This window comes from Sutterella sp. (assembly GCF_030539355.1).
GTDB lineage: Bacteria > Pseudomonadota > Gammaproteobacteria > Burkholderiales > Burkholderiaceae_F > Sutterella.
Window position 1 is genome coordinate 1 of record NZ_JAUNSF010000039.1, and the last position, 23,545, is coordinate 23,545.

The following is a 23,545-nucleotide window of genomic DNA, read 5'->3' on the forward strand; positions in this document are numbered from 1 at the left end:
CGCTGCGCCTCAGGCGCCTGCCGCCGCCCCCGCTGCGCCTGCGGCTTCCGCGACTCCCGCTCCTGCCGCGCCCGCCGCCGCGCCGGCCGCTCCCGCCGCTTCCGCTGCCGCCCCTGCGGCACCGGTGAAGGCCGCCGAGCCCGCGAAGGCCCCGGACCAGGCCCAGGTGACGCCCGTCTCGGACCCGGCCGAGGTGAAGCCGATCGATGCGAACGCTCCGGTCGCTGAAACGGCCGCGGCTCCCGCCGCCGAGGCCCCTGCCGCCGCGGAGAAGGCGCCCGAGGCTGCTGAGAAGTCTGCCGCACCCGAGGAGTCCGCTCCGAAGGAAGAGGAGAAGGCCGCCGAACCCGCATCCGCTCCCGCTGAGGAAGGCAAGACCATCGCCGGCATTCCCGTCTCCTGGGCAATCGGCGCCGCAGCCGCCGTGGTCGCGCTCCTCGCACTGCTTTTCTTCCGCCGCCGCAAGTCCGAGGATGAGACTCCGATCGATCAGCCGCCCGCCCAGGGCACCGTGACGCTGCAGCGTGACGTGCCCCCGACGACGGACGCGCAGTTGAAGGCCGTTGACGCCACGATTGACGAGGCCGTGAAGAACGGCACCACCGCGGGCGCCATGGGCGCCGGTGCGATGGCGTTCACGCAGGCCCAGATGGAGGCCGACCGCGCCGAGGCAGCCGAGACCGCAGCGGCCGAGGAGGAGGCTCCCGAGCAGCAGCCCGAGGCCGAGCCCGAAGCCGCTCCCGCCCCGGTCGTCGAGCAGCCCGTCTTCGCCGAGCCCGTCGCCCCGCTCGCCGCGGAGCCCGTGCCCGCGCCCGAACCCGAGCCCCAGCCCCAGACCGCCGAGGAGGAGGAGCCCGCCTTCAAGCCCGCTCCGGTTCCCGAGGATCAGCCGTGGCTCTCGCCTGACGACGAGGAGCTCCCGCCCCTTGAGGCGGGCGAGCTCGACCGCAAGTCCCCCGTGAAGAAGTTCCCCGAGGAGATCGAGAACCTCTCGCTCGAGCTCGGCACGATCTCGCCGGAGAGCACCGCTTCGATCATGCAGGCGACGAGCTCCACCTACGTGCCGCCGCTCACCGCCGAGCCGCTCGGCGCGGCAGCCGCCGCGGCCGCCGGAGCCGCCGGTGCCGAGGCCAATCCCTTCGCGCCGCGCCTCACCGAGAAGCAGCGTGCCCAGCACGAGGCCTATGCCGCGAAGCTCTCGCTTGCCAACTCCTTCATCGGACTCGGCGCGAGGAACGAGGCGAAGGAACTTCTCCTCGAGGTGAGAAAGAGCGGCAGCGAGGAGCAGCGCGCGCAGGCCGAGCAGCTCCTTGAGCGTCTCGGAGGCGCCGTATGACGGATTCCCGGACGCTTGCGCTCGGGATCGAATACTGCGGAACGGCCTTCAACGGGTGGCAGGTCCAGCCTGACCGCCCGAGCGTCCAGTCGGCGCTTGAGGAGGCCCTTTCGCGCTTCGCGGACCACCCCGTGAAGGTGCTCTGCGCCGGCCGCACCGACGCGGGCGTGCACGCGACGCACCAGGTCGTGAGCTTCACGACGAGCGCCTCGCGCGCGCCCGACGGCTGGATCCGCGGCGTCAACGCGTTCCTCCCGCGCACGGTGGCCGTGCGCTGGGTGAGGGCGGTGCCGGACGACTTCCACGCGCGGTTCTCCGCGCGTTCGCGCACCTACGAGTACTGGATCTGGAACGATCCGGTGCGCTCTCCCATCCACGAGAACGCCACGGGCTGGGTCTTCCGGCCCCTCGCCGTCGAGCGGATGCGCGAGGGCGCTCAGGCGCTCGTGGGCGAGCACGACTTCACGAGCTTCCGCGCCGCGGAGTGCCAGGCGAAGAGCCCCGTGAGGACCGTGACCGAGCTCTCGCTCATCCGTCAGGGGGACCTGGTCGGCGTGCGCATCTCCGCCAACGCCTTCCTGCAGCACATGGTGCGCAACATCGTGGGCGCGCTCATCTACGTGGGCACGGGACGCGAGGCGCCCGGCTGGATTGCCGAGGTGCTGGCCGCCCGTCGCCGCGACGTCGCGGCCCCCACGTTCTCCCCCTCCGGGCTCTACCTCACGGGCGTGGGGTATCCGGAGAATCCGGAGCTTCCGCAGCGCGGCCGCAGTCCCTTCGGCGGCGTCTTCTGAGCGGTCCGCGGCGCATCGGCCGAAAGCTCTAGCCGTTCCTTGGGCTTAACCCCAAGTTTTCGCCCATGGGACGGGGCCCCGGCGGACCGTATAATTTTTGAGTTTCTCTTTTGTTTCCCCCCACAGGCCCGATATGAGCTGGATCAATCACATTCTCCCGAAGATCAAGCGCGAAGAGGACGGCAGCGCGAAGAAGACGAGCGTCGTCCCCGAAGGCGTCTGGACGAAGTGCCCCGGCTGCGAGCAGGTGCTCTACACCGAGGAGCTCGACCGCAGCCTGCGCGTCTGCCCCAAGTGCGGGTACCACTTCCGCATCGGCGCGCGCTCGCGTCTGCTCGCCTTCCTTGATCCCGGCACGGCCGAGGAGATCGGCGCCGAGGTCCGCGCGCAGGATCCGCTCGGGTTCGTGGACGGCAAGCCCTATCCGAAGCGCCACGAGGCCGCGGAGACCGCGACCGGCGAGACGGACGCGTTCGTCGTGATGGCCGGTCAGCTCCGCCGCGAGCCGATCGTGGCCGCCGCGTTTGAGTTCCGCTTCATGGGCGGCTCGATGGGCAGCGTCGTCGGCGAGCGCTTCGCGCGCGGCGCCGAGGAGGCGGTCCGCCGCCACACGCCCTACGTGGTCTTCTGCGCCTCGGGCGGCGCCCGCATGCAGGAAGGCCTCGTCTCGCTCTACCAGATGACGAAGACCGCCGCGATCGCCCGCACGCTCGCCGACGCGGGCCTGCCCTTCATCACGGTGCTCACCGATCCGACGATGGGCGGCGTCTCGGCGTCCTTCGCCTTCATCGGCGACCTCGTGCTCGCCGAGCCCCAGGCGCTGATCGGCTTCGCCGGTCCCCGCGTGATCGAGCAGACCGTGCGCGAGAAGCTCCCCGAGGGCTTCCAGCGCTCGGAGTTCCTCCTGAAGAAGGGCCAGATCGACCAGATCGTCGACCGCCGCGAACTTCGCGCCCGCATTTCCGTCATCACGCAGCTCCTCATGAAGAAGCAGCCCGTGAACGGCATCTGAGAAGCGCCTAAAATCCACCCTTCCCGCACGGAGAAAGGGTGACCGAGAAGCCCGCCAGCTCCCGTCGCGGATCGGCGGGCTTTTTCCTGTCCCGCCCATGCACATTTCTGATCACCCGAAGAGGAAAAGCGATGCCCCGCACCCTTGGTGACTGGCTCACCTACATTGAAAAGCTCCACGAGAAGCCGATCGACCTCGGTCTCGAGCGCATGCGCGAGATGGTCTCCCGCATGGGGATCCGCTTCGACGCGCCCGTCGTCACGGTGGCGGGCACGAACGGCAAGGGCTCGACCTGCGCCTTCGTCGAGTCGGTCTTCCGCGCCGCCGGGTACCGCACGGCGATGCACACCTCGCCCCATCTGCTGCGCTTCAACGAGCGCGCGCTCCTTGACGGAAAGGAGGTCAGCGACGACGCGCTCATCGCCGCCTTCGAGGAGGTCGAGCAGGCGCGTGACGGGCTCTCGCTCTCCTACTTCGAGTACACGGGTCTCGCGATCCTGAGGCTCTTCCAGAAGGCCCGTCCCGACGTCGTGATCCTCGAGATCGGCCTGGGCGGCAGGCTCGACGCCATGAACACGATCGACCCGGACGTCTCCGTCGTCGCCGCGGTGGGCGTCGACCACACGGCCTTCCTCGGTCCCACCCGCGAGGTGATCGCGGTCGAGAAGGCGCACATCTACCGTCCGGGCCGCCCCGCGATCTGCTCGGATCCCGAGCCCCCGGCGACGCTCGTCGCGCATGCGGAGAGAATCGGCGCGGATCTGCGTCTCATCAACCGCGACTTCTCCGCGGTCCCCGATGCGGACGGAAGCTTCGTCTTCCGCGCGGGGGATCTCGTCTGGCACCTCCCGCAGCCCGGTCTCGCCGGCGAGAACCAGTACCGCAACGCCGCGGGCGCGCTCGCGGCCGTCGCCGCCCTTTCCGCGCGCCTTCCCGTCACGGAGGAGGCGGTCGCCCGCGGCATCGCCGCCACGCGCATCACCGCGCGCTTTGAACTCATCACCGAGTCGCCGTGCCCGATCATCATCGACGTCGGCCACAATCCGCAGGCCGCGGAGGTGCTCGCCCGGAACCTCGCCCGCGGACGCGAGGCCGGGCACTTCGACGAGATCTGGGCCGTCTTCGGCATGCTCACCGACAAGGACCGCACGAAGGTGATCTCGACCGTACGCCCCGAGATCGACCGCTGGTTCTACGCGGGTCTTCCCGGCCCCCGCGGCGGGTCCGCGGAGGACCTCGGCAGCCATCTCGCCGCCGCGGGCGTCGGGGAGGGGAAGCGCGCCGCCTTCGCCACGGTGCGCGAGGCCTTGAACGCCGCGCGCGAGGCCGTGAGGAACGAGGGCCGGGGCCGCCGCATCCGGATCATCGTCTTCGGGTCCTTCGTCACCGTGGGCGAGGCGCTCGAGGTCTTCGCCGAAGAGGGTATCCGCCGCTGAAGGCGGTTTCCCAAAAGCGTATCGAATTGCTTCGGCCCGCCGAAAGCGGGCCGGGGCGGCCGGAAGCGCACTGATAAAATTCATTTTTCTCCTCTCAGAACGAAGAACGCAGGAGGCGCCCTAAATGTCCTTCTTCAATCCCTTCCGGAAAAACACGCGCCCGGAGGGCGTGAAGCTCACGGAACTTTCCGCCGAGGCCGCGGAAGACGGGTCCGCGCAGTCGGACGGCCGCCGCGAGCCGAGTCTGGCGGCCGCCGAGCCCGCCGCTCCTCAGGCTCCCGCGGCGCAGCCTGCCTCGTCCGCTTCATCTGCTTCGTCCGCCTCCCCCGATTCCGCGCCCCCGGCCTTCGCGTTCGCCGATCCCGCGCCTGAGGAACCCGCTGCCGCTCCGACAGTTGCGGCGGCTCCGGCTGCTGCGCCTGCAGCCGCGCCCGCGGCAGCTTCTCCGGCGCCCGCGCCGAAGAAGCCCGCGCCCTGGGATCCCTACGGCATCAACCAGTCCGCCGCCGCCGCCGAGGAGAAGCCCGCGGAGGAGGAGAAGGCCGCCGAGCCTCCCGCTCCCGAGCCCGTTCCCGAGGAGAAGTCCGGGAAGACGGTGAAGGAGGAGAAGAAGGAGCAGGAGGAGAAGGCCGGGGCAGCGGCCGAGAAGAACGCCGGCGCCGCGCCGATCATCTTCGCCGACCCGGTCACGCAGGAGCCCGAGGGGCCGCGCGAGCCCGCGCCGATCCGCGAGCCCGTGCCCCGCGCCCAGGCCGCGACCCAGCAGCGTCCGCCCGTCGCGGAGAAGCGGAGCAGCGTCCCGACCGACGCCGAACTCCTCGCGCGCCGCCGCACGAAGCACCGCCTGGTCGGCGCCGCGGCGATCCTGATGGCCGTCGTCGTCATTGCGCCCTTCGTGCTCGACAGCCAGTCGGCCATGGAGGAGACGAAGTTCGAGAACGCCCGCATGGACATCCCGGCCGAGACCGATCACGCGACCACGATCAACACCGTCCCTGCCGCGGGCAAGGCCCAGGAGGGCGACGTTGACGTGACCGACACGACGCTCGGCCGCACGGACTCGACGGCGAAGGCCAATCTCGCCCGCGAGGTCGAGAAGGCCGGTGACGCCAAGGCGCCCGCAAAGGCCCCTGCAAAGGCCCCCGCGAAGGAAGTGAAGAAGGCCGAGGCGAAGCCCGCTCCGGCGCCTGCCGCGAAGCCCGCGCAGAAGTCCTCCGGCGTCATCCCGCCCACGGGTAAGGGCTGGTACGTGCAGGTGCTCGCCACGAGCAGCGAGGAGGGCGCCGAGCGCGTCGTGAAGCGCATGGCGCTCCTGGGGCTCCCGGCCTACAAGACCCGCCAGGGGAACTCGTCGCTCTGGAAGGTCCGCGCCGGTCTCTGGAGCACCCGCGCCGAGGCCGAGAGCGCCATGGGCACGATCGTGCTCAACGGCATTGAACAGAAGCCCCTGGTGGGGAAACAGTAAAGGGCGCTTTTTAATTACAATGACGGATCTCATCGGCTCGAAGGGGAGAGCCGCTTCCCGCGGCTCCCCGGCGTGAATCCGCCGGGCACTTTTTCCCCTGAAAGACAGAGCAATACCCGTGCCTTATTTCCGGCCGCCCGAGGCCGACAGAAACTCCCTTAGAGAAGAATGACTGAAATCGACTGGATCATCATCGCAGTCCTCGCGCTCTCCACCATCGTCGGCATCGTCCGCGGCGTGATGCGCGAGGTGCTCGCCATCGCTGGCTGGGTGATCGGCATTCTTCTGGCGATGAACTTCTCGGGTGACCTTGCCCTCCACATTCCGCTCGAGAGCATCGGCTGGCTGCCGCGCGTGATGATCGCCGCGGTTCTGATCCTCGTCGCCGTGCTCTTCGTCTGCGGACTCCTCGGACTCATTCTCCGGCGCATGCTCGAGGTCGCGTCGATCACCTTCGAGGACCGTGCGCTCGGCGCCGTCTTCGGGCTGATCCGCGGCATCGTCGTCGTCTGCGCCTGCGTCTTCCTCTTCGGCATGCCCGCGAGCATCCACGAGAGCCGCATGTGGCAGCAGTCCGTGCTGATCGGACCTGCCGAGACACTCATCGACTGGTCGATGCCGTACCTGCCGAAGTGGATCGCCGACATGCGCGGCTCGTCACGCGCGTGAGTCACACGAAATGAATACCCGCACTGAAGCCGCTCGAAACCGCATTCCGAGCGGCTTTGTGCACTCCGGACCGATCTTCCTTTTCTCCATTTCCCCCATTTACCTTTTCATCTGAGGTGAACCTTCCATGTGCGGCATCGTCGCTCTCCTTTCCAACGAACCGGTAAACCAACGCCTCTATGACGCGCTGCTGCTGCTGCAGCACCGCGGTCAGGACGCGGCGGGCATCGCCACGCTCGACGGCCTGCAGTTCCATATGCACAAGGCCATGGGACTCGTGCGCGACATCTTCCGCACGCGCAACATGCGTGACCTCACCGGCAACGCTGGCGTCGGACACGTCCGTTATCCGACCCAGGGATGCGCGAGCTCGAACCAGGAGTCCCAGCCCTTCTACGTGAACGCCCCGTTCGGCATCATGTTCGCCCACAACGGCAACCTGACGAACGCCGAGGAATTGAAGCAGGAGCTCTACGACACCGACCGCCGTCACATCAACACGACGAGCGACTCCGAGGTGCTCTTGAACGTCCTCGCCAACGAAATCTCCCGCGTCACCACGAACCGCAAGCTTGACGCCGACGGCGTCTTCGAGGCCGTGGCGGGCGTGCACAAGCGCGTGCGCGGCTCCTACGCCGTGGTCGCCCTCGTCGCCGGCAAGGGCCTTCTCGCCTTCCGCGACCCGCACGGCATCCGCCCGATCTGCTTCGGCTCGAACGTGACCCCGTCGGGCTACAGGGAGTGGATGGTGAGCTCCGAGTCCGTCACGATGGTGGGCCTCGGCTTCAAGCTCGAGCGCGACCTCGAGCCGGGCGAGGCGCTCTGGATCGACCTCCAGGGCAACGTCTCGACGCGCCAGTGCGCCGAAAACCCGACGCACAACCCCTGCGCCTTCGAGTACGTCTACTTCGCCCGTCCGGACTCCGTCATCGACGGCATCAGCGTCTACGGCGCCCGCCTCAACCTCGGCGTCTACCTCGCCGAGACCGTGATGGACGAGCTCGACCTCTCCGACGTCGACGTCGTGATGCCGATTCCGGACAGCTCCCGCCCCTGCGCGCAGGAGCTCGCCAAGCAGCTCAAGCTCCCCTACCGCGAGGGCTTCATCAAGAACCGCTACGTCGGCCGCACCTTCATCATGCCCGGCCAGGCCGTGCGCAAGAAGAGCGTCCGCCAGAAGCTCAACGCCATGCCCGTCGAGTTCGAGGGCAAGAACATTCTCCTCGTCGACGACTCGATCGTGCGCGGCACGACGATGAAGGAGATCGTCCGCATGGCCCGCGAGTCGGGCGCGAAGAAGGTCTACGTGGCCTCCTCGGCCCCGCGCGTGATGTACCCGAACGTCTACGGCATCGACATGCCGACCCGCTCCGAGCTCATGTGCGGCGACGGCAAGGACGCCGACGCCGTGGCGAAGGAGATCGGCGCCGACAAGGTGATCTTCCAGACGCTCCAGGGTCTCAAGGACTCGCTCCACGACCTCAACACGTCGATCGACGTCTTCGACTGCTCGTGCTTCGACGGTGTCTACGTGACGGGCGACATCACCGAGGCCTACCTCGAGAAGCTCGGCAACGCCCCGAAGCCCAAGGCTCCGGCGGAGCCCGATGACGAGGACGCGCAGGCGGGCAGCACGGTCGCGTAATCCCGGTCTTCGGACCTGAAGCCTTTTGAAGGGCGGCGTTTCCTTTGCCGGAACGCCGCCCTTGTCACATCTGCGCGCCGGACGTGACGACAGTGAACCTGACGAACGACAGTGTTTGCTTTATTCCAGGATGCGTCTGATAATGACCTTCCTCTCAAGCCGCCGTCCGTGTATACGCTGGGTTTCCGCCTCCGCGCCGATGCCCGGGCGGCCTGATTTTTCCCGTCATTCGCCGCCTGAGTTCCCAGATGTCATCCAGAAAACCGGCCGTCCCCGTCCTCCGCCGCACCGTGCTCGCGGCGCTTCTCTCCACTCTCCTCTCAGCGCCTTCCCATGCGCTCACCGCGACGAGCATTGACGAGGTGACGGAAGGGGGCGGCGGCGCGTCGGTCCTCGTCACGATCCCGGCGCAGGACGCCGCGCGGTACTCGATCGAAAAGAGCTTCGGCGCCGCCCGCCTGACGGCGGGCGAGGGCATCTCGACCGTGGCGGTCGGAGCCGGCCGCACCGTCATTCTCTACGGCGACGCCGCCGCCTCCGAAATCGTTTCCTTCGCCTCCGGCACCGCCGGCGGCGTCGAGGTCGACGGCATCCTGGTGCTCGGTGAGGCGCAGAGCGCAGCATCCGGGAACCTCGGGAGTCCGCTTCGCGTGTCAGGCGGGGGATACCTCATCGCGGAGGGCGGCGAGTTCACGCTCGCGAAGCTCGACCTCGAGACGAACGCCGTCCTCGAGGTGTGCGGCGCGACCGTCTCAGCCGCGACCTCCGTCTATGACTCGACCGCGGGCAAGGTCGTCCTCCGCATGCGGAGCGGTGAGCTGCGACTCGCCGGCGTCTCGATCGGCAACTACGGCACGGACAACACCTATGCGAAGGTCTTCGGCGGCTCTCTCACGACCGGATACCTCAATGTCGCCCAAGGCGGCAAGCTCGGCTTCAACGCGGGAACGGTGACGGTCACGGGCGGCGAGTCGGTGAACGCCGGCCGCATCAACACGACGGCCGACGAGAGCACGCAGACGCCCAAGCCCTCCCAGTCCGCAGGGACGCTGGTGATCGAGGGAGGAAGCTTCACGAACACCTCGACCGCGCGCGTGGTTCTCGAGAACCTCACGGCCTCGGGGGCGACGGTCACCAACGAATCGGGCGCGAGCATCTCGCTCTCAGGCATCCTCACGCTGTCTGACGGCGCGAGCTACACCACGTCCGCGACGGAATCGATCGGGACCCTCTCGGCCACATCGGGGAGCACCGTTGAGGTGGGCGAGGGCGGAAGCTTCACGCTCACGACAGGCTGGGACGACTTCGCGGGGCGCTTCGTCGTCGAGGGCGGCAAGGCGGATCTCTCCGCCGTGACCTATGACACGCGTGAGACGCCCGTCGTGCTCCAGCTGAGGAGCGGCACGCTCACATTGGGCGGCATGGAGATCGGCGGCTACGGCACGGACAGCACCTATGCGAAGGTCTTCGGCGGCTCTCTCACGACCGGATACCTCAATGTCGCCCAAGGCGGCAAGCTCGGCTTCAACGCGGGAACGGTGACGGTCACGGACGGCGAGTCGGTGAACGCCGGCCGCATCAACACGACGGCCGACGAAGGCACCGGGACATCGAAGCCCTCTCAGTCCGAAGCGACGCTGGTGATCGAGGGAGGAAGCTTCACGAACACCTCGACCGCGCGCGTGGCCATCAAAAATTTCACCGCCTCGGGGGCGACGGTTACGAACGAATCGGGCGCGAGCATCTCGCTCTCAGGCATCCTCACGCTCTCTGACGGCGCGAGCTACTCCACGTCCGCCACGGAATCGATCGGAACCCTCTCGGCCGCCTCGGGCAGCACCGTTGAGGTGGGCGAGGGCGGCGTCTTCACGCTCACGTCGGGCTGGGACGACTTCGCGGGCCGCTTCGTCGTCGCGGGCGGCAGCGCGGATCTCTCCGCCGTGATCTATGACTCGCGTGAGACGCCCGTCGTGCTCCAGCTGAGGAGCGGAACGCTCACATTGGGCGGCATGGAGATCGGCGACTACGGGACGGACAACACCTACGCAAAGGTCTTCGGCGGCACGCTCTCGACCGGATATCTCAACGTCGCCGCGGGCGGCAAGCTCGGTCTCAACGCGGGAACCGTCATTGTCACGGACGGAACCTCAGTGAACGCCGGCCGCATCAGCACGACGGCGGATGACACCGCAGGGACACCCAAGCCCTCGGTTTCGGAGGCCACGCTCGTCATCTCGGGCGGCAGCTTCACCAACCAGTCGGGCGCCAGGATGCTCCTAGGGAATCTCGAGATCACGGGCGCGGAGTTCACGAACGAGACGGGCGCGGATCTCACCGTCTCGGGTGAGTGGACGCTCGGAGACGGCGCCGTCTACCGCGTCTCGGGCACCGAGGCGGCGAATGTGCTCACGCTCGAGGCAGGGAGCGCCTGGATCGAGTCCTCGGCGGAGACGGTCGCAGAGATCGACGCGAAGGCTCTGTACCTCAAGGGCGGCGCCCTCAGGCATCTCGTTGACGGGGCGGCGACGGACTTCACGGGCTGGCGCGTCGCGGCGACGGATGCCGCGGAAAGCCGGGCGGTTTATGTGAGCGGCGAATACGCACTCGAGACGCTCACGGTCGGCGCCGGCGGCCGCGTCGAGGTCACGAAGGGCGGGTCGCTCGCCGCGGCTTCGCTCGCGCTCGAGGACTCCGGCGAGTTTGTCCTCGCGGGCGGCGTGCTCTCCACCGCGTCGGACTCGGTTTTCACGGCCGGGCTCGGCGACGGATCGGTCACCGACGCCGGGGCGCTCCAGGACGGCCTGACGCTCAGTTCGGGCGAGGTCGTCATCACGGACGCGCTCTACAACGTTCTCTATGCCGAGACCGCCGCGGCGCTCATGGCGGACGGCGTCACAGTGCGCTTCACGGGGACGACGACCGATCCGAAGGGATCGATCGGCCTCGGGCAGCTCGGGGATGTTGAAAACCTCATTCTCTCCGACGTGACCGTCACCGTCGACGCGTCAGCGGCTGAATCGGGCACGGTGACCGTGGACAAGACGATCGGCGTCTCTGGACTCAGCATTGGGGAAGGCGTGAACACCATCCGGATCGCGGAGGGCAGCAGCCTCATGCTCGTCGGCTCGGACGACGCGCCGGAGCTCTTTGACTTCGAAGGTGAGCAGGGCACGGTGGAGATCGCGGGCGGCCTTGTCCTCGGGACCCAGTCGGGCGACGGCGGCAAGGTCTCCGACACCCTCCGGCTGAGCGGAACGCTTGAGGTCGGCGCGGGCGAATTCACACTCACCGATCTGCGCACGGAGGCCGGCGCCCGTGTCGACGTGGGAGGCGGCAGTCTCAGCGTGGAAAAGCTCACGGTGGCCGGCGCGACGTACCTCACCGGCGCGGCGACAGTCGAGAACTTTTCCTCCGAAGGGACGACTGGCGTGGTCTACGTCGGCACCTCGGGCGAAACGAGCAAGCGCGGCGATCTCACGGTCACGGGCGGCACGCTCGCCGGCCTTTCCTTCTTCCTCGACCCGGCCTGGGTGGACGGGGCTCCCGTCACGGACGGCAGCCGCATGGTCTTCTCCGGCACCGCCATCGACGGCCGGATCGCGGTCGGCGAGAACAGCTATGCGGTTCTCGGCGGCACCGATGAAACCGAGTTCACCGCGGTCTTCGAGTCCGGCGCGCTCAGCTGGGGCAGTGCGGAAGGGGCGGTGCTCGCCGCAGTCTACGTCGCGCAGCCGATCACGATTGATCCCGCCTCGGGCGGCCTCTATGTCGACGGAACGCTGACCGCGAATCCCGCGTTCGCGGTCGGTTCGGTTACCTTCGCCGCGAACTCCGCGCTCGTCGCGAATGTCTCCTCGGTCACCGATGGAACGGCGCTCATCACCGCCACGAGCGTCACAGTTGAGGAAGGCTCGAAGGCCGTCCTGGTGGGCAATATCCAGGAAGGCGTGAGCTACCGTCTCACGAGCGACACGGCCGCCAATCAGAACTGGGCGGCGAACCTCGTCTCCGGCAACGCTCTCTGGAAGCTCGCGATGACGGGGGGCGTCATCCGCGCCTCGCTCCAGGATGCCGCGCCCGTGTTCGGCAGCGGCATGCAGGGCGCGGCGCTCGCCGACGCCGGCATGGCCGCCGGAACGGGCGCCGCGTACGAGTACGTCAACGCGCTTCTCACGGACGCCTCGGGCGACGCTTCGGCGCTTGCCTCCGTCGCCGCGCGCTTCGACGCGGCGATGAACCCCGCGGGAGCGCTCGCGACCTGGACCACGGCGCATGACCGCGCCTCGGAATTGAAGCGGATCGTCCGCGAGGAAGCCGCCTCGGATGCGGCCGACCGCCTCTGGGTGCACATGACGGGCGGCCGCACGAAGCTCGACGGCATCTCCACCGCGGGCTCCGGGACGGTCAGCGTGAAGACGACGGCCTGGGGTCTCGCAGCGGGCGGCGAGGCCGCGGCCGGCGGCGGCAAGCTGGGCGCCGCCTTCTCGGCCGGCACCGGCAGCACGCGGAACGGCGCCGTCTCGGCGAAGGACGATTTCAGCTGGTACGGCCTCTCGCTCTACGGACGGACCGCGCTCGCGGGCATCGGCCTCACGGCCGACCTCTCCGCGACGTGGCTGAGGAGCGATCTCTCGGTCGGAGGCGTCGCTCAGGTTGACGCGGCAACGACGACGGCCGTGTACGCGTTCGGCGTCGAGGCGAGCGGGATCTTTGACGCGGGCTTCGCCGAAGTGACGCCCTTCATCGGCGTGGACGTCTTCCATGTCCGCGGCGACGGGTTCGGGAACGGCCACGGTGCCGTGATCGAGGACTCCGACGCCACCGTCGCGGAGTTCCCGGTCGGCGCCCGCGTCGCGACGTCGTTCGACACGCAGGGCGGCATCCGCGTTGAGCCTTCCTTCATGCTCGCCGTGATCCCGACCGTCGGCGACACGGAGATCACGAGCAGGGTCCGCTTCGCCGGCGCCGAGAGCCGTTACGGCTTCACCTTCACCGATGACGTGAAGGTCCGCTCGCGCCTCGGCGTCGAGGCGGCCTCCGGGCGCATGCGCATCGGTCTCGACGCAGGGTACGAATGGGGCAATGAGGAGCGCTCCGCCGCCTCGGTCAGCATCCGCGCGAAGTTCCTCTTCTGAGGAAGGTGAGGGAGCGGGCCGCTCGAACTGTTTCCGAGACCCCCGGACACACGAAGCCCCGGTTTTCCGATGAAGGACAACCGGGGCTTTTCGCTCCTCAGAGGGATCAGATCACCGCGGCGGGGCCGGGGGCGTCGAGGGGCTCGCGCCCATGACGGGCTGCCAGCCGAGCGGGCAGGACTGCACCGACGGGTAGTAACCCTGTTCGCTCGAGCACCAGTACCACGTGTAGGAGCCGGCCGCCTGGGCGGGCGCCACGGGAACCTCCACGACGCGCTCGACGACGCGGTCACGCTGCGAAAGGGCGACGCCGCCGATGATGGCGCCGGTGATCAGTGCCGGAGCCCAGATGCCCGGGTCACGGTACCAGCGGTAGTGATGGCCGCCGCCCGGTCCGGGGCCGCCGCCGCGCATGCCAGGGCCGCCGCCGGGACCGCCGGGGCCTCCCGGAGGACCGGCGAACGCGGGCGCGGAGACGACTGCGAGCGAGGCCGCACCGGCGATCGCCACGAGCGACATCGCGAGTTTCTTCGAGAATACTGACATATGCGGCACCTCCTCTCGGGTTCTCTGTTTATGGTGATGGAAGGGGGAGCCCGGCAGGCCCCGTGCCTCCGGGGGTACGCCCCCTTCCTCTTGATTTCAATTTCAGATTAGCACCGTTTCGCCCCGCCGGGGAGGATTTCTTCTTTGCGAAATGTACTAACACTTTTCGAAGTCTTTCGCGGGAAATGCCTGCGGGTACAGTGAGAAGCCGATTTTTACCGTGAGTTACGGGCGCTTCACGTTCACCCACATCGAGCTCGTCCGCCCGAGGTCATCGGTCGCGGTGAGACGGTGCCTGCCCGCGGGCGCGCGCCAGACGAGCGTGCGGCGCGGCTCGGTGACGCCGAGGAAGGCGTTGCCCGCGTACCAGTAGACGAGCTTCGCGTCCGGGTCAGTGCCGGCCGAGAGAACCGTGCGCGCGGTCGCTGCGTCGGGCGCCGTGTAGAGGACCACGCCGGAGCGCGGCGAGACGATGGCGGGCGGGCGGCCGCCCGTGCGGCCCGCGGTGCGCTCGCAGCCGCGCTCCCAGGGCGGGGGCGGGGCCTTCACGATGCCCGCCTCGAGGAACACCTTCTGGAAGTGCGTGGGCCAGAATTCCCAGGCCTTCCTCGTCACGCCCTCCTCCTCGCGGCAGGCGCGCAGGCCCGTCGAGTCACGCACGAGGATCTCGCGGAAGACGCCCGAGTCGCGCACCGAGGTCTTGCCCGGCAGGATCCAGGCGACGGTCTTCTCCGGGCAGAGCGAGGTGTCAAGATCCCCCGTGGCGGTGCAGACGGGTTCCTGCGCGACCCTGAGGCCCTTCACGAAGGCCTCGTCGGCGGGTTTCCTCGGGACGGGCCAGGTGAGCGAGGGCTCGGCCGCGAGCCTCGCCGCGGCGGCCTTGAAGAGGGGCGCGGCGATCCGCGCGCCCTGAAGCTGCGGATTGGGGGCGCCGTGGAAGTCGCCCACCCACACGACGATCACATAGGGGCCGACGGAGCCCGCGGTCCACGCGTCGCGCCAGCCGTTGCTCGTGCCCGTCTTGTAGAGGAGCGGCCGGGCGGCGCCGGCGGCGGTCACGGACTCGCCGCGGCTTTCGAGCATCCTCTGAACGACAAAGGCCGCCTCGCGGGATAAAACCTCGCCTTCGGCGGCCTGTGACTGATCGGCAAGAACCCGGATCGGTCTCAGGAGCCCGTCGCCCGCGAGCATCGTGTAGAGCTTCGCGAGATCGCCCATCGTCACCTCGGCGCCGCCGAGCACGATCGAGAGCCCGTACCAGCTCTTCTCGTGCGGGAGCTTCACCCCCGCACGCTGGAGGAGCTCATAGAGACCGGGCGAGAGGTCGCGCTCGAGCTCCGCCGCGGGAAGGTTTCTCGAGAGCACGAGGGCGTCGGCGGCCGTGAGGGGCCCGCGGAAGGCGCCGTCGGCGTTCTCGGGCGCCCAGCCGCCGAAGCTCCCCGGGCGGTCGATGAGGACGGTCTTCTCGTGGATGAGTCCCTGATCGAGGGCGAGCCCGTAGACGAAGGGCTTCAGCGTCGACCCGGGCGAGCGCTTCGCATTCCAGGCGTTCACCTCGCCGGCGATCTCGTCTGAGCGGAAGTCCGCGCTGCCGACGATCGCGAGCAGAGAGCGGTCACGCGAGTCGACGACCGCGAGCGCGGCGTTCCGGATTCCAAAAGGGGAGAGGCGCGCCACCGTGTCCTTGACGAGCCCCTCCATCGAGCGCTGGAGCGTGAGGTTCAGAGTCCCGCGGAGCGTTCCGGCGTCCTTCCCCGCGGCCGCGACCGCCATGCGGACGTAGTGCGGGGCGATGAGCGCGAGGTCGCCCGGCTCGCTCACCTTGAGCGGGGCCTTCACGGGTTCCTCGTAGGTCGCGGGGAAGACGCCCGCGCGGATCATCTCGGCGCCGAGGCGCATGCGGGCGGCGTCAAGAACCTCATTCCCTTCCTTCGAGGGGCGGCGCTTGACGGGGTTCTGCGGGATCACGGCGAGCGCGGTGGCCTCGGCCGCCGAGAGGCGCTTCGCGTCGTGCCCGAACCAGATGCGGGCCGCGGCGCCCGCGCCCTCGACGTTGCCGCCGTACGGGGCGAGGTTGAGGTACGCCTCGAGGATCTCGTCCTTCGAGTAGTGGGCCTCGTAGCGCAGTGCGTGCCAGATCTGCTTCACCTTGCCGCGCGGGGTGTTGGTGGCGAGCCCGAGGCGCATGCGCGCGAGCTGCATCGTGAGGGTCGACGCGCCGATGCGGCGGCTCCCGAGCAGCGTCTCGAGACCCGCGCGCACGAGCGAGGCGGGATTGACGCCGTGGTGACCGTAGAAGTTCCGGTCCTCGTAGAAGATTGTCGCGTCGACGAGCTTGCGGTCGATCTGCGCGAGATCCACCCGCATGCGGAAGATGCCGTCCGAGGCGGGGCGGATGGAGAGGAAGTCGCCCTCGGCCGAGTAAACGACCGTGGAGAAGGGGATGCCGTCGAGAAGCGGCGGCACCGGGCTTTCCTTCGCCTTCTTCCAGACGAAGCCGCAGGCGCCGGCGATGATCACCGCGAAGATCGCGACGATGAGCACAAGGCCGACCAACCGGCGCAGGATCTGCATGAGCAGACCCGGCTCGTCGGATTTCGCCGCCGGCTTGGGAGCGGCCGGCGGGGAGGGAGGCGGAGATGAGGGCTGAGGGACTGAGGGAGGGCTGGGATTTTCTGGTTTGTCGGGCATCAAGGCCTCGCTGAGGCACCCGGTCGCGCTGCGGTATCGGGGGAATTTCCCGCGGAACCGGTGAGTTTTTCGAATTCCGCCTCAAGTGCTTCGAGCGTCACTTTTTCAGCGTCTTCAGCCGGATCCTCGTCCTCGGAGTCAGAGCTCTCCGGCTCACTTTCGGGGTCATCGGACGTCTTCGCGCCCGTGTCTGCCAATTCTTTCACGTTTGAGGGCTTCGCCGCCTCATTCTTCGGGGGAACGGCTGCCGCGGGGGCGGGCTCAGGAGAAGCCTTCACCTCCTCCGCGGTCGGCACCGGCGTCGCCGTCACGGGCTCGGAGGGGAGCGACTCCGGCACCTCGGTCGCGGGCTTTCCCTCGGCGGCAGCTTGCTCGGCGGGTTCAGCCGCCGGCTCGACAGCTGCCTCAGGAGCGGCCGGGGCAGGAGCCTCCTCGGTCGCATTCGCGGCCGGGGGCGCGGCCGGAGCTTCAGGAGCCGCAGGGGCCGCGGCCTCGGCGGCGGGCGCGGGATTCGCAGCTTCAGTCTGAGGAACTGCGGCTTCAGGAGCGGCAGCCTCGGGGGCCTGGACCTCAGCGGGCTCGGCTTCCTTCGGGGCTCCAAGCTTCTTTTCCTCGGCGGGCAGGATCGTGATCGCGCCTGCGGCGCTTCTCGCGGTCACTGCGGGCCGCGAGAGCGAGGCGGCCTCGACGGGCGGCACCGCGTAGACGCCCGGGCAGGCCGCGCGCACGGTGTAGGTGAACCGCATCGGATCCCAGCTCGTGATCTCGGGGGCGAGCCAGGCCATGCGGTCGCCGCCCTTGACGAACTTCATCGCGCCCTCGGGGCCGGTGCCCGCGGGCATCGCGTAGGTGAGGCCGCCGGGGAGCAGGTCCGTGACGGTCACATCGGTGAGGTTCTCGGAACCCGCGCTCGCGCGGATGCTCACCTCCACCGTGATGCGCTCGCCCGTGCGGAAGGTCGTGCGGGGCTTGCCGTCGGCGCCGATGTAGCTGCGCTCGGCCTCGAGCCCCTGCTTCACCGCCGCGGGGGCGCGGCCGTTCTCAGCCTTGAGCCACCCGGTCTGCTCGGCCGTCCACCAGAGACTGCCCTTCGGGAGCGTGCCGCGCAGCGTCACGGCGGTGCAGCCGGGCGCGGAGAGCGTCACCGATGCGCCCGCCACCTCCGTCGTGTCCTCCCCTTCAGGGAAGCCCGCGGAGCGCTTCGTGCAGACGAGGTCGAGGCGGCCCATCTGCGCGGCCGAGCCGCGCATCAGCGCGAGCGCCGCGGCGCCGGCGTACACCGGCGAGACGGCGCCCGTCTTGAGGTTCTGCGCGAAGTCCTCGCGCGCGATGCCGGAGAGCAGACGCGCAGGACGCGTCTTCTCGAGCCCGCTCTCGGCGAGCGCCGCCGCGGCGAGCACGGTCGCGGTCTCCGGCGTCCAGTCGCCCGCGGCGCGGGCCGTGGAGACGGAGCCGGCGAGCAGGTTCTTCGCCTCCTCCCTCAGCCTCAGGCGCTGGTAGGACGCGGCGAGGAACGCCACCGCGGCGTCACGCTGCCAGTCCTTGAAGCGCTCCTCCATCGAGGCGCGCAGGCTCTCGAGGTACTCGGTCGTCATCGTGCCCTCGCGGGTGAGCACCCAGAGCGCATAGGCCGTGGTGCGGGCCTGGTCGAGGGTCTGCGGCTCCGTGGAGATGTTCTCAAGGAGCCTCGTGCGGAGCGTGCCGATGAGCTCAGGCGGGACGCCGCCCGTGCGCGCCGCCGTGAGGAGGTATTCAAGCGAATAGGCCGTGAGGAAGGTGCTCGCCTCGCGCCACGCGAGCGGACGGACGCCGTCGCGGGCGAGCGCCCCCTCGATCGCGGAGACGGCTGCGGCGCGGAGTTTCTCAGATTCGGCGGCGACCTCCTTCGGGTCGCGGCCGCCGGGGACGAGGGACTTCATCGCGCCCGGCTCGCTCTCGAGGATCGCCCAGGGCATGGCCGCGGCGATCGCGTCGGCGGGCGCGTCCCAGCCGCGGAGGGCGAAGGGAGCGCCGAGCTCGAGGGCAAGCGCGGCCGGGGAGGCGGACACCGTGAAGCGGGTCTCCGCGTCCTGCGGATAGATTTCGGTCGGGATGCTGATCGCAGGAGCGCCCTTGGTCTTCGCCGTGTCGATGCGGCCGCCCGTGGTGCGGGTGGCGTGGGTCGACGCGGGGCGCACGCCCACGGAGGCGCGGCGGAGGGCCGTGAGCTCACCCGCGAGCGCGCGGAAGGTGAACTCCGCCTCGCCCGGCATCTCGGGCGCGGTGAACTCGCCCGAGGCAGCGATGCCGCCCTTCTCGGGGAACTCAAGCGGGAAGACAGCCGACCCCGGCGTGAAGCCCTCGGGGGCGGTGATGTCGAGCGCTCCGGTGACGCCGCCCTTCTCAGGCGTCACGACGGCGCCCGCCTGGAAGCGGTCGCCGGGCGAGACGGCGGAGGGCAGCACCGGCTCGATCACGACCGGGTGCGCGATGACGCTCGCCGTCTCGGCGGCGCCGGATTCCCCGGCGGAGGCGCCGGCGGCGAAGAAGCGCACGCGGCCCGAGAACCCCTCGGGGAACTCGGCCTCGACGGTCGTGCCCTCGGGGCTGGTCTCGACGAGCCCTCCCCACCAGACGGCGCTCTCGTCGGGCGTCGCCGAGAAGGGATTGCCGATGCGAGCGGCCATGGCGGCCTCGCTCACGCCGTCGCCGCCCCAGGGGGCGGTGAGGTCCGTGACGGCCGAGGCGTCGGGCATGAGCTGGGAGAGCGTCTGGCGGGTCTTCACCTCAAGCGCGCGGTCCTCGAGAAGTGACTTCACGGGATCGGGCTTCCGCCAGCCGGTGAGGGAGAGGATGCCGTCGTCGGCGGCCCAGAGGAAGACCTTCGAGGGCTTTGCGGACTTCACCGTCACGGGAACCCTGCGGCTCTCGTTCAGTTTCTCCGGCGCCTCGAGCGTGAGGTCAAGGCGCTTGGCGGCGGTGTTGAGCGTGAGCGGCAGCGCCGTCTCGGTGAAGCCCGTGAGGAACTTTCTCGCGGACTCCTGGCCGCGGATCAGCGACACGCGCAGCCAGGCACGGCCGGCGTAGCCCTCCGGAACGGGCATTTCAAAAAGGTTCTCGCCCGCGGCGACCTTCACCCACTTCGAGGCAATCACATTGTTCGCCTCGAGCGTGAGGAGGCCGAAGCCGGTGAAGGGCGAGAGCACCGAGGCGCGGGCGGTGTCGCCCGCCTCGAGCTGCGTTTTCTCGAGCTTCGCGCGGATCTCCGCGCTCGGGATGTCGCCCGCGGCAAGCTTCTCAAGCGTCGCGCCGGCGCAGGAATAGGGCAGGGTCGCGAGCAGCGTCCCGTCCGCGCGCGTGATCCTCACGAGCATGTCGCCCGGCGCCGCGGTGTCAAGATCGAGCGTGGCGAGGCCCGAGGCGTCGGTCGTGAGCTCGAGCGTCCTCACGGGTTCGGTGACGGGCGTGTCCGTGTAGGTGAGCCGTCCGGAGCCGTCCGCGGTGAGCTCGGTCACGCGCCGCGTGCGCTCGATCGTCACCATGAGCTTTTCGCCCGCCTTCGGCGCGAGCATGCGGTCAAGGACCACGAACTCCATCGCGGCCGGATCGCCCGCGAGGAGGAACCACGCGGGCTGAGGCGTCTTCGCGAGGCGCCAGCCGAGCGCGACCTCCGCGGGGGAGAGCTTGAAGCTGATCGAGCGCTCGATCGTGTCGCCGCCCCCGGCCTCGAGACCGGTGAGGCTAACGCGGGCATTCGCAAAGCCCGTGAGCGACAGATTCGCGAGCGGGAGCGGCAGCGCCGCATCACCCTCGCCCGAGGTCGCGACGGAGGGAAGGGTGAATTTTCTTCTCGCACCCGCGGGCGCGGCGAGCCCGGCCGCGGGCGAGTCAAAGGTCCAGCCGTCCCAGCCCGGGAAGGCCGTGCGCGAGAGCGGCTCGACCACGATCTCGCCCGAGACGCTGCGGCCCTCGGCGCCGGCGCCGAACTGGCTCGTGAGCTTCACGGGGAGTTCCATCGCGGCGGGCTCGACCCAGCCGGCCTCGCGGTCGGCCTCGGGGAGCTCCGCGGTGAGGGAGAGCGTCTCGGGGGTGTAGTCGGAGACGAAGGCGCCGGCGGTGGCGAGCACCGTTTCGCTGCCCGCCGGGAAGAGGTCAAGCTTCACGCGTCCGGGGAGCGTCCCCTCAGGCACGGTCCAGTCGAATTCGGCGAGACCCTCGGCGGAGAGCTTGAGCGCGGCGGTGGCGAGGACCTTGCCCGCGTCGTTCGTGAGCTTCGCCTCGAGCGGCAGCCCCTCGGGGAGCGCCGAGCCGTCGGTCGAGCGCACGCCGAGGCCGAAGTGCACGGTCTCGCCCGTGCGGTAGATGCCGCGGTCGGCGAAGACCCAGGCGGCGAGGTTCGCGCCGCGCGTCTCTCTTCCGCCCGTCTCCCAGTTGAAGTTGTTCGTGAGGTTCGAGGCGTCGGTGAGCGAGAGCCACGCCATGTCCGTGCCCTTCGAGCGCACCGTCACCGCGACGGGGAACTTCTCGCGCTCAAGGCCCTCGGTGGGCTTGAAGTGCGCGCGGCCCTCCTGGTCGGTCTGCACGCTCTCGATCACGGTGCCGTTCCGGGCGAGCAGATCCGCGGTGAGCCCGGCCTGCGGCGCGCCCTCGCCGAAACCGGCCGCGAAGACGTCGATCGAACTGTCGGCATTGGTCTTCGAGATGAGCGCGATGTTGGTGAGAAGGAGCTTCTTCGTCGCGCTCGCGACGGCCTCGTCCTTGCCGTCTTTGTTCCTCAGGCCCGTGAACTCGACCACGTAGAGACCCGCGCCCTGGCCGAGCACGGCGTCGGAGAGGTCAAGCGAGGAGAAGCGGGCCTTGCCCGGCTCGGACGAGCCGAGCGCGATCTCGCCCTCGACGGTCTTCGCCCAGGCGTCGGGCGTGTAGCCGCGCATCACGTCGTAGCCTTCGGCCGCGAGCGAGAGGAATTCATTGCGCACGCGCGAGATGCGCCAGCGGAGCTTCTCGACGCCGGTGCTCATCACGGAGAGCGCCCAGTTCCCGGAGAGCGTGAGCATGCTGCCGGGCTGCAGGAACTCGATCGAGCTCGAGAACTTCGGGCAGAGAAGCACCGAGCTCCAGCTCTCCGAGAGACCAGCGGTTTTCTCGGGACCGAACCCCTCGGGAAGGTCGAGGTAGATGAAGGTGCCCTCGGGCGCCGAGAGGCGCAGCTTCACGCGTTCGCTCCCTGGCGCCTCGCCGGGCGCGAGCGAGACCTTCACCGGCGTCGAGCGCGAGAGGATCTCGGCGTCGATCACCGGAGCGGCGCTCCAGACGGCGTTCGATTGCGCGTCCTCGCTCATCTTCGCGGGGAGCGCAAGCACGCGGAGCTTCTCCAGCAGCTTCGCCGCGTCCATGCGCAGCGTCGAGGCGATCTCCACCTCGTACTCGGCCGAGAGCCCGGCGTTCCTGACCGCACGGATCGAGGCGCGGCGGATTTCAAAGAGGTCCGCCTCGCCCGGCAGACCCTGCGTCACCTTGGTCGCCTCGAAACCCTTCGGCACCGAGAAGCGGCCGTTTCGCTGCACGACGCGGGAGACCACGCCCGTGAGCGTCGCCGTGACCGCGCTCTTTTCCTTCGGGAGCGTGATCACCTTCACCTTGACGTAGACGCTCGTGCCGTCCTCGCTCCAGACGAACTCGGGGGCGGCGAAGCGCGCGCCCGAGTCCTTGTCGGCCGAGACCGAGAAGGCCTTCTCGATCTTCGCGCGGTCGGGGGCGGTCGAGAAGAAGTATTCAAAGGACACCCAGCGCTCGCCCGAGACATCCGGGTCGATCCAGACGCGGCCGTGGGCGGAGGTCGCCCAGAGGGGAGGGGTTTCGACGGTGACCTGATTCTGCTCGATCGTCGTCGTGAGCGGAACCGGGAGCTCGAGGAGGGAGACCTTGTAGGTGCGGCCCGGCTCCCAGGGGGACTTCGGCGTGAAGGCGAGCATCATCGGGCCCGTCCAACGCCATTCGCCCTCGACGGCGGGCGTGATGCGGATGCCTTCGGCGGGCGTGCCGCCGCGGCCGAGCGCAGTCGAGCAGCGCAGGTACCAGTCGTCGCCCCAGGCCTTGCGGCAGGCCGCCTCGCTCGGCTCGAGGCCGATCATGATCGGCGCCCGCGCCGCGGTGGGCGCCGAGACGACGGGCTTCACCCAGGCGCCGCGCCCGCCGGCGGGGGCGGCCGAGGCCTCGGGAACGGCCTGCAGACCCGCGGCGGCAAGCGCCATCAGAAGGGGCAGCAGGGCCGGACGGAAGTCGGTGAGCGGGGTGTTGAGCGGGGTGCTGATCAGGGAGTTCGGACGACGGAAACGCGGCATGACGCAGGGATCTCCTCAGGATGTCGGGTGCAACTTTCTGAGGATAGACGTTTTGTCCCGCGCGCGCGAGTTGTGCCTATGGGGTAGAAATTGATATTTCTCAGATAAATCAAAGCGAATTTGCACTTCGATGAACCTGAAAGAGGACGTAAAACGTCTCCGGTTGGCGTCCCTGCGACGCCCGCGTGCGTTTTCAAGCGCCTTCAGGCGCCTTCCGTTCCGGAGCGGAAGTACAACAGAGGTGTATTTCGGGTGCTCCGGTTGTTCCGCGGCGCTGTTGCTGTGGGATGCGGATTTCCGGCAGCCGCGTTCCGGGCCGTGTCGAGGGCTTCCGTTCTCGATAATTGCCATTTAAAATACAGCATGTCCTTTTTGGTAAAGGAGTGTTCTTGATGTCGGTAAAAACCTTTCATGTGTGGAATTTCAAGTCGTTATCGGACTCACGGCGAACGCAAACTACATCGATTTCTCTCTTTCTTGAGACACCTTAGAC

At 69.1% G+C, this 23,545-nt stretch carries 11 protein-coding genes; 8 read left to right on the top strand and 3 right to left on the bottom strand.

From position 1 onward, the window contains the following. The 8 genes from Q4F91_RS07175 to Q4F91_RS07210 form a co-directional block, all read left to right on the top strand. On the top strand, positions 1 to 1,336 hold a 1,336-nt coding region (locus tag Q4F91_RS07175), incomplete at its 5' end, for a FimV/HubP family polar landmark protein (RefSeq protein ID WP_303336196.1). After that, positions 1,333 to 2,130 (top strand): tRNA pseudouridine(38-40) synthase TruA, encoded by a 798-nt coding sequence (truA, locus tag Q4F91_RS07180; protein WP_303336198.1) that lies wholly within the window; start codon positions 1,333 to 1,335, stop codon positions 2,128 to 2,130. The genes Q4F91_RS07175 and truA, both read left to right, overlap by 4 nt. Positions 2,131 to 2,263: 133 nt before the next feature. Next, positions 2,264 to 3,142 (top strand): acetyl-CoA carboxylase, carboxyltransferase subunit beta, encoded by an 879-nt coding sequence (accD, locus tag Q4F91_RS07185; protein WP_303336200.1) that lies wholly within the window; start codon positions 2,264 to 2,266, stop codon positions 3,140 to 3,142. A 131-nt stretch (positions 3,143 to 3,273) separates the two neighbouring features. Then, complete coding sequence (folC, locus tag Q4F91_RS07190) at positions 3,274 to 4,578, top strand: bifunctional tetrahydrofolate synthase/dihydrofolate synthase (protein WP_303336202.1); 1,305 nt, start codon at positions 3,274 to 3,276, stop codon at positions 4,576 to 4,578. 124 nt (positions 4,579 to 4,702) lie between these two features. Continuing rightward, the gene (locus Q4F91_RS07195; protein WP_303336204.1) at positions 4,703 to 6,043 is read left to right on the top strand and encodes an SPOR domain-containing protein; all 1,341 of its coding nucleotides are present in this window, start codon (positions 4,703 to 4,705) and stop codon (positions 6,041 to 6,043) included. A gap of 168 nt (positions 6,044 to 6,211) precedes the next feature. Beyond that, positions 6,212 to 6,712, top strand: coding sequence for a CvpA family protein (locus tag Q4F91_RS07200; protein ID WP_303336206.1), 501 nt, complete (start codon positions 6,212 to 6,214; stop codon positions 6,710 to 6,712). 127 nt (positions 6,713 to 6,839) lie between these two features. Beyond that, positions 6,840 to 8,357, top strand: coding sequence for an amidophosphoribosyltransferase (gene purF / locus Q4F91_RS07205; RefSeq protein WP_303336208.1), 1,518 nt, complete (start codon positions 6,840 to 6,842; stop codon positions 8,355 to 8,357). Between the two features lie 248 nt (positions 8,358 to 8,605). Then, on the top strand, positions 8,606 to 13,492 hold the full coding sequence (locus Q4F91_RS07210; RefSeq protein WP_303336210.1) for a hypothetical protein: 4,887 nt from the start codon (positions 8,606 to 8,608) through the stop codon (positions 13,490 to 13,492). A gap of 111 nt (positions 13,493 to 13,603) precedes the next feature. Here the strand turns inward: Q4F91_RS07210 and Q4F91_RS07215 are convergent, their stop codons facing one another. From Q4F91_RS07215 to Q4F91_RS07225, 3 genes are all read right to left on the bottom strand, one after another. Beyond that, positions 13,604 to 14,038: a hypothetical protein gene (locus tag Q4F91_RS07215; RefSeq protein WP_303336212.1), complete on the bottom strand. Its 435-nt coding sequence runs from the start codon at positions 14,036 to 14,038 to the stop codon at positions 13,604 to 13,606. Positions 14,039 to 14,263: 225 nt separating this feature from the next. Next, a complete protein-coding gene (pbpC, locus tag Q4F91_RS07220) occupies positions 14,264 to 16,612 on the bottom strand; it encodes a penicillin-binding protein 1C (protein WP_303336214.1) in 2,349 nt (782 codons plus the stop codon). Between the two features lie 116 nt (positions 16,613 to 16,728). Beyond that, positions 16,729 to 23,052 (bottom strand): MG2 domain-containing protein, encoded by a 6,324-nt coding sequence (locus Q4F91_RS07225; protein WP_303336216.1) that lies wholly within the window; start codon positions 23,050 to 23,052, stop codon positions 16,729 to 16,731. Positions 23,053 to 23,545: the final 493 nt, after the last annotated feature.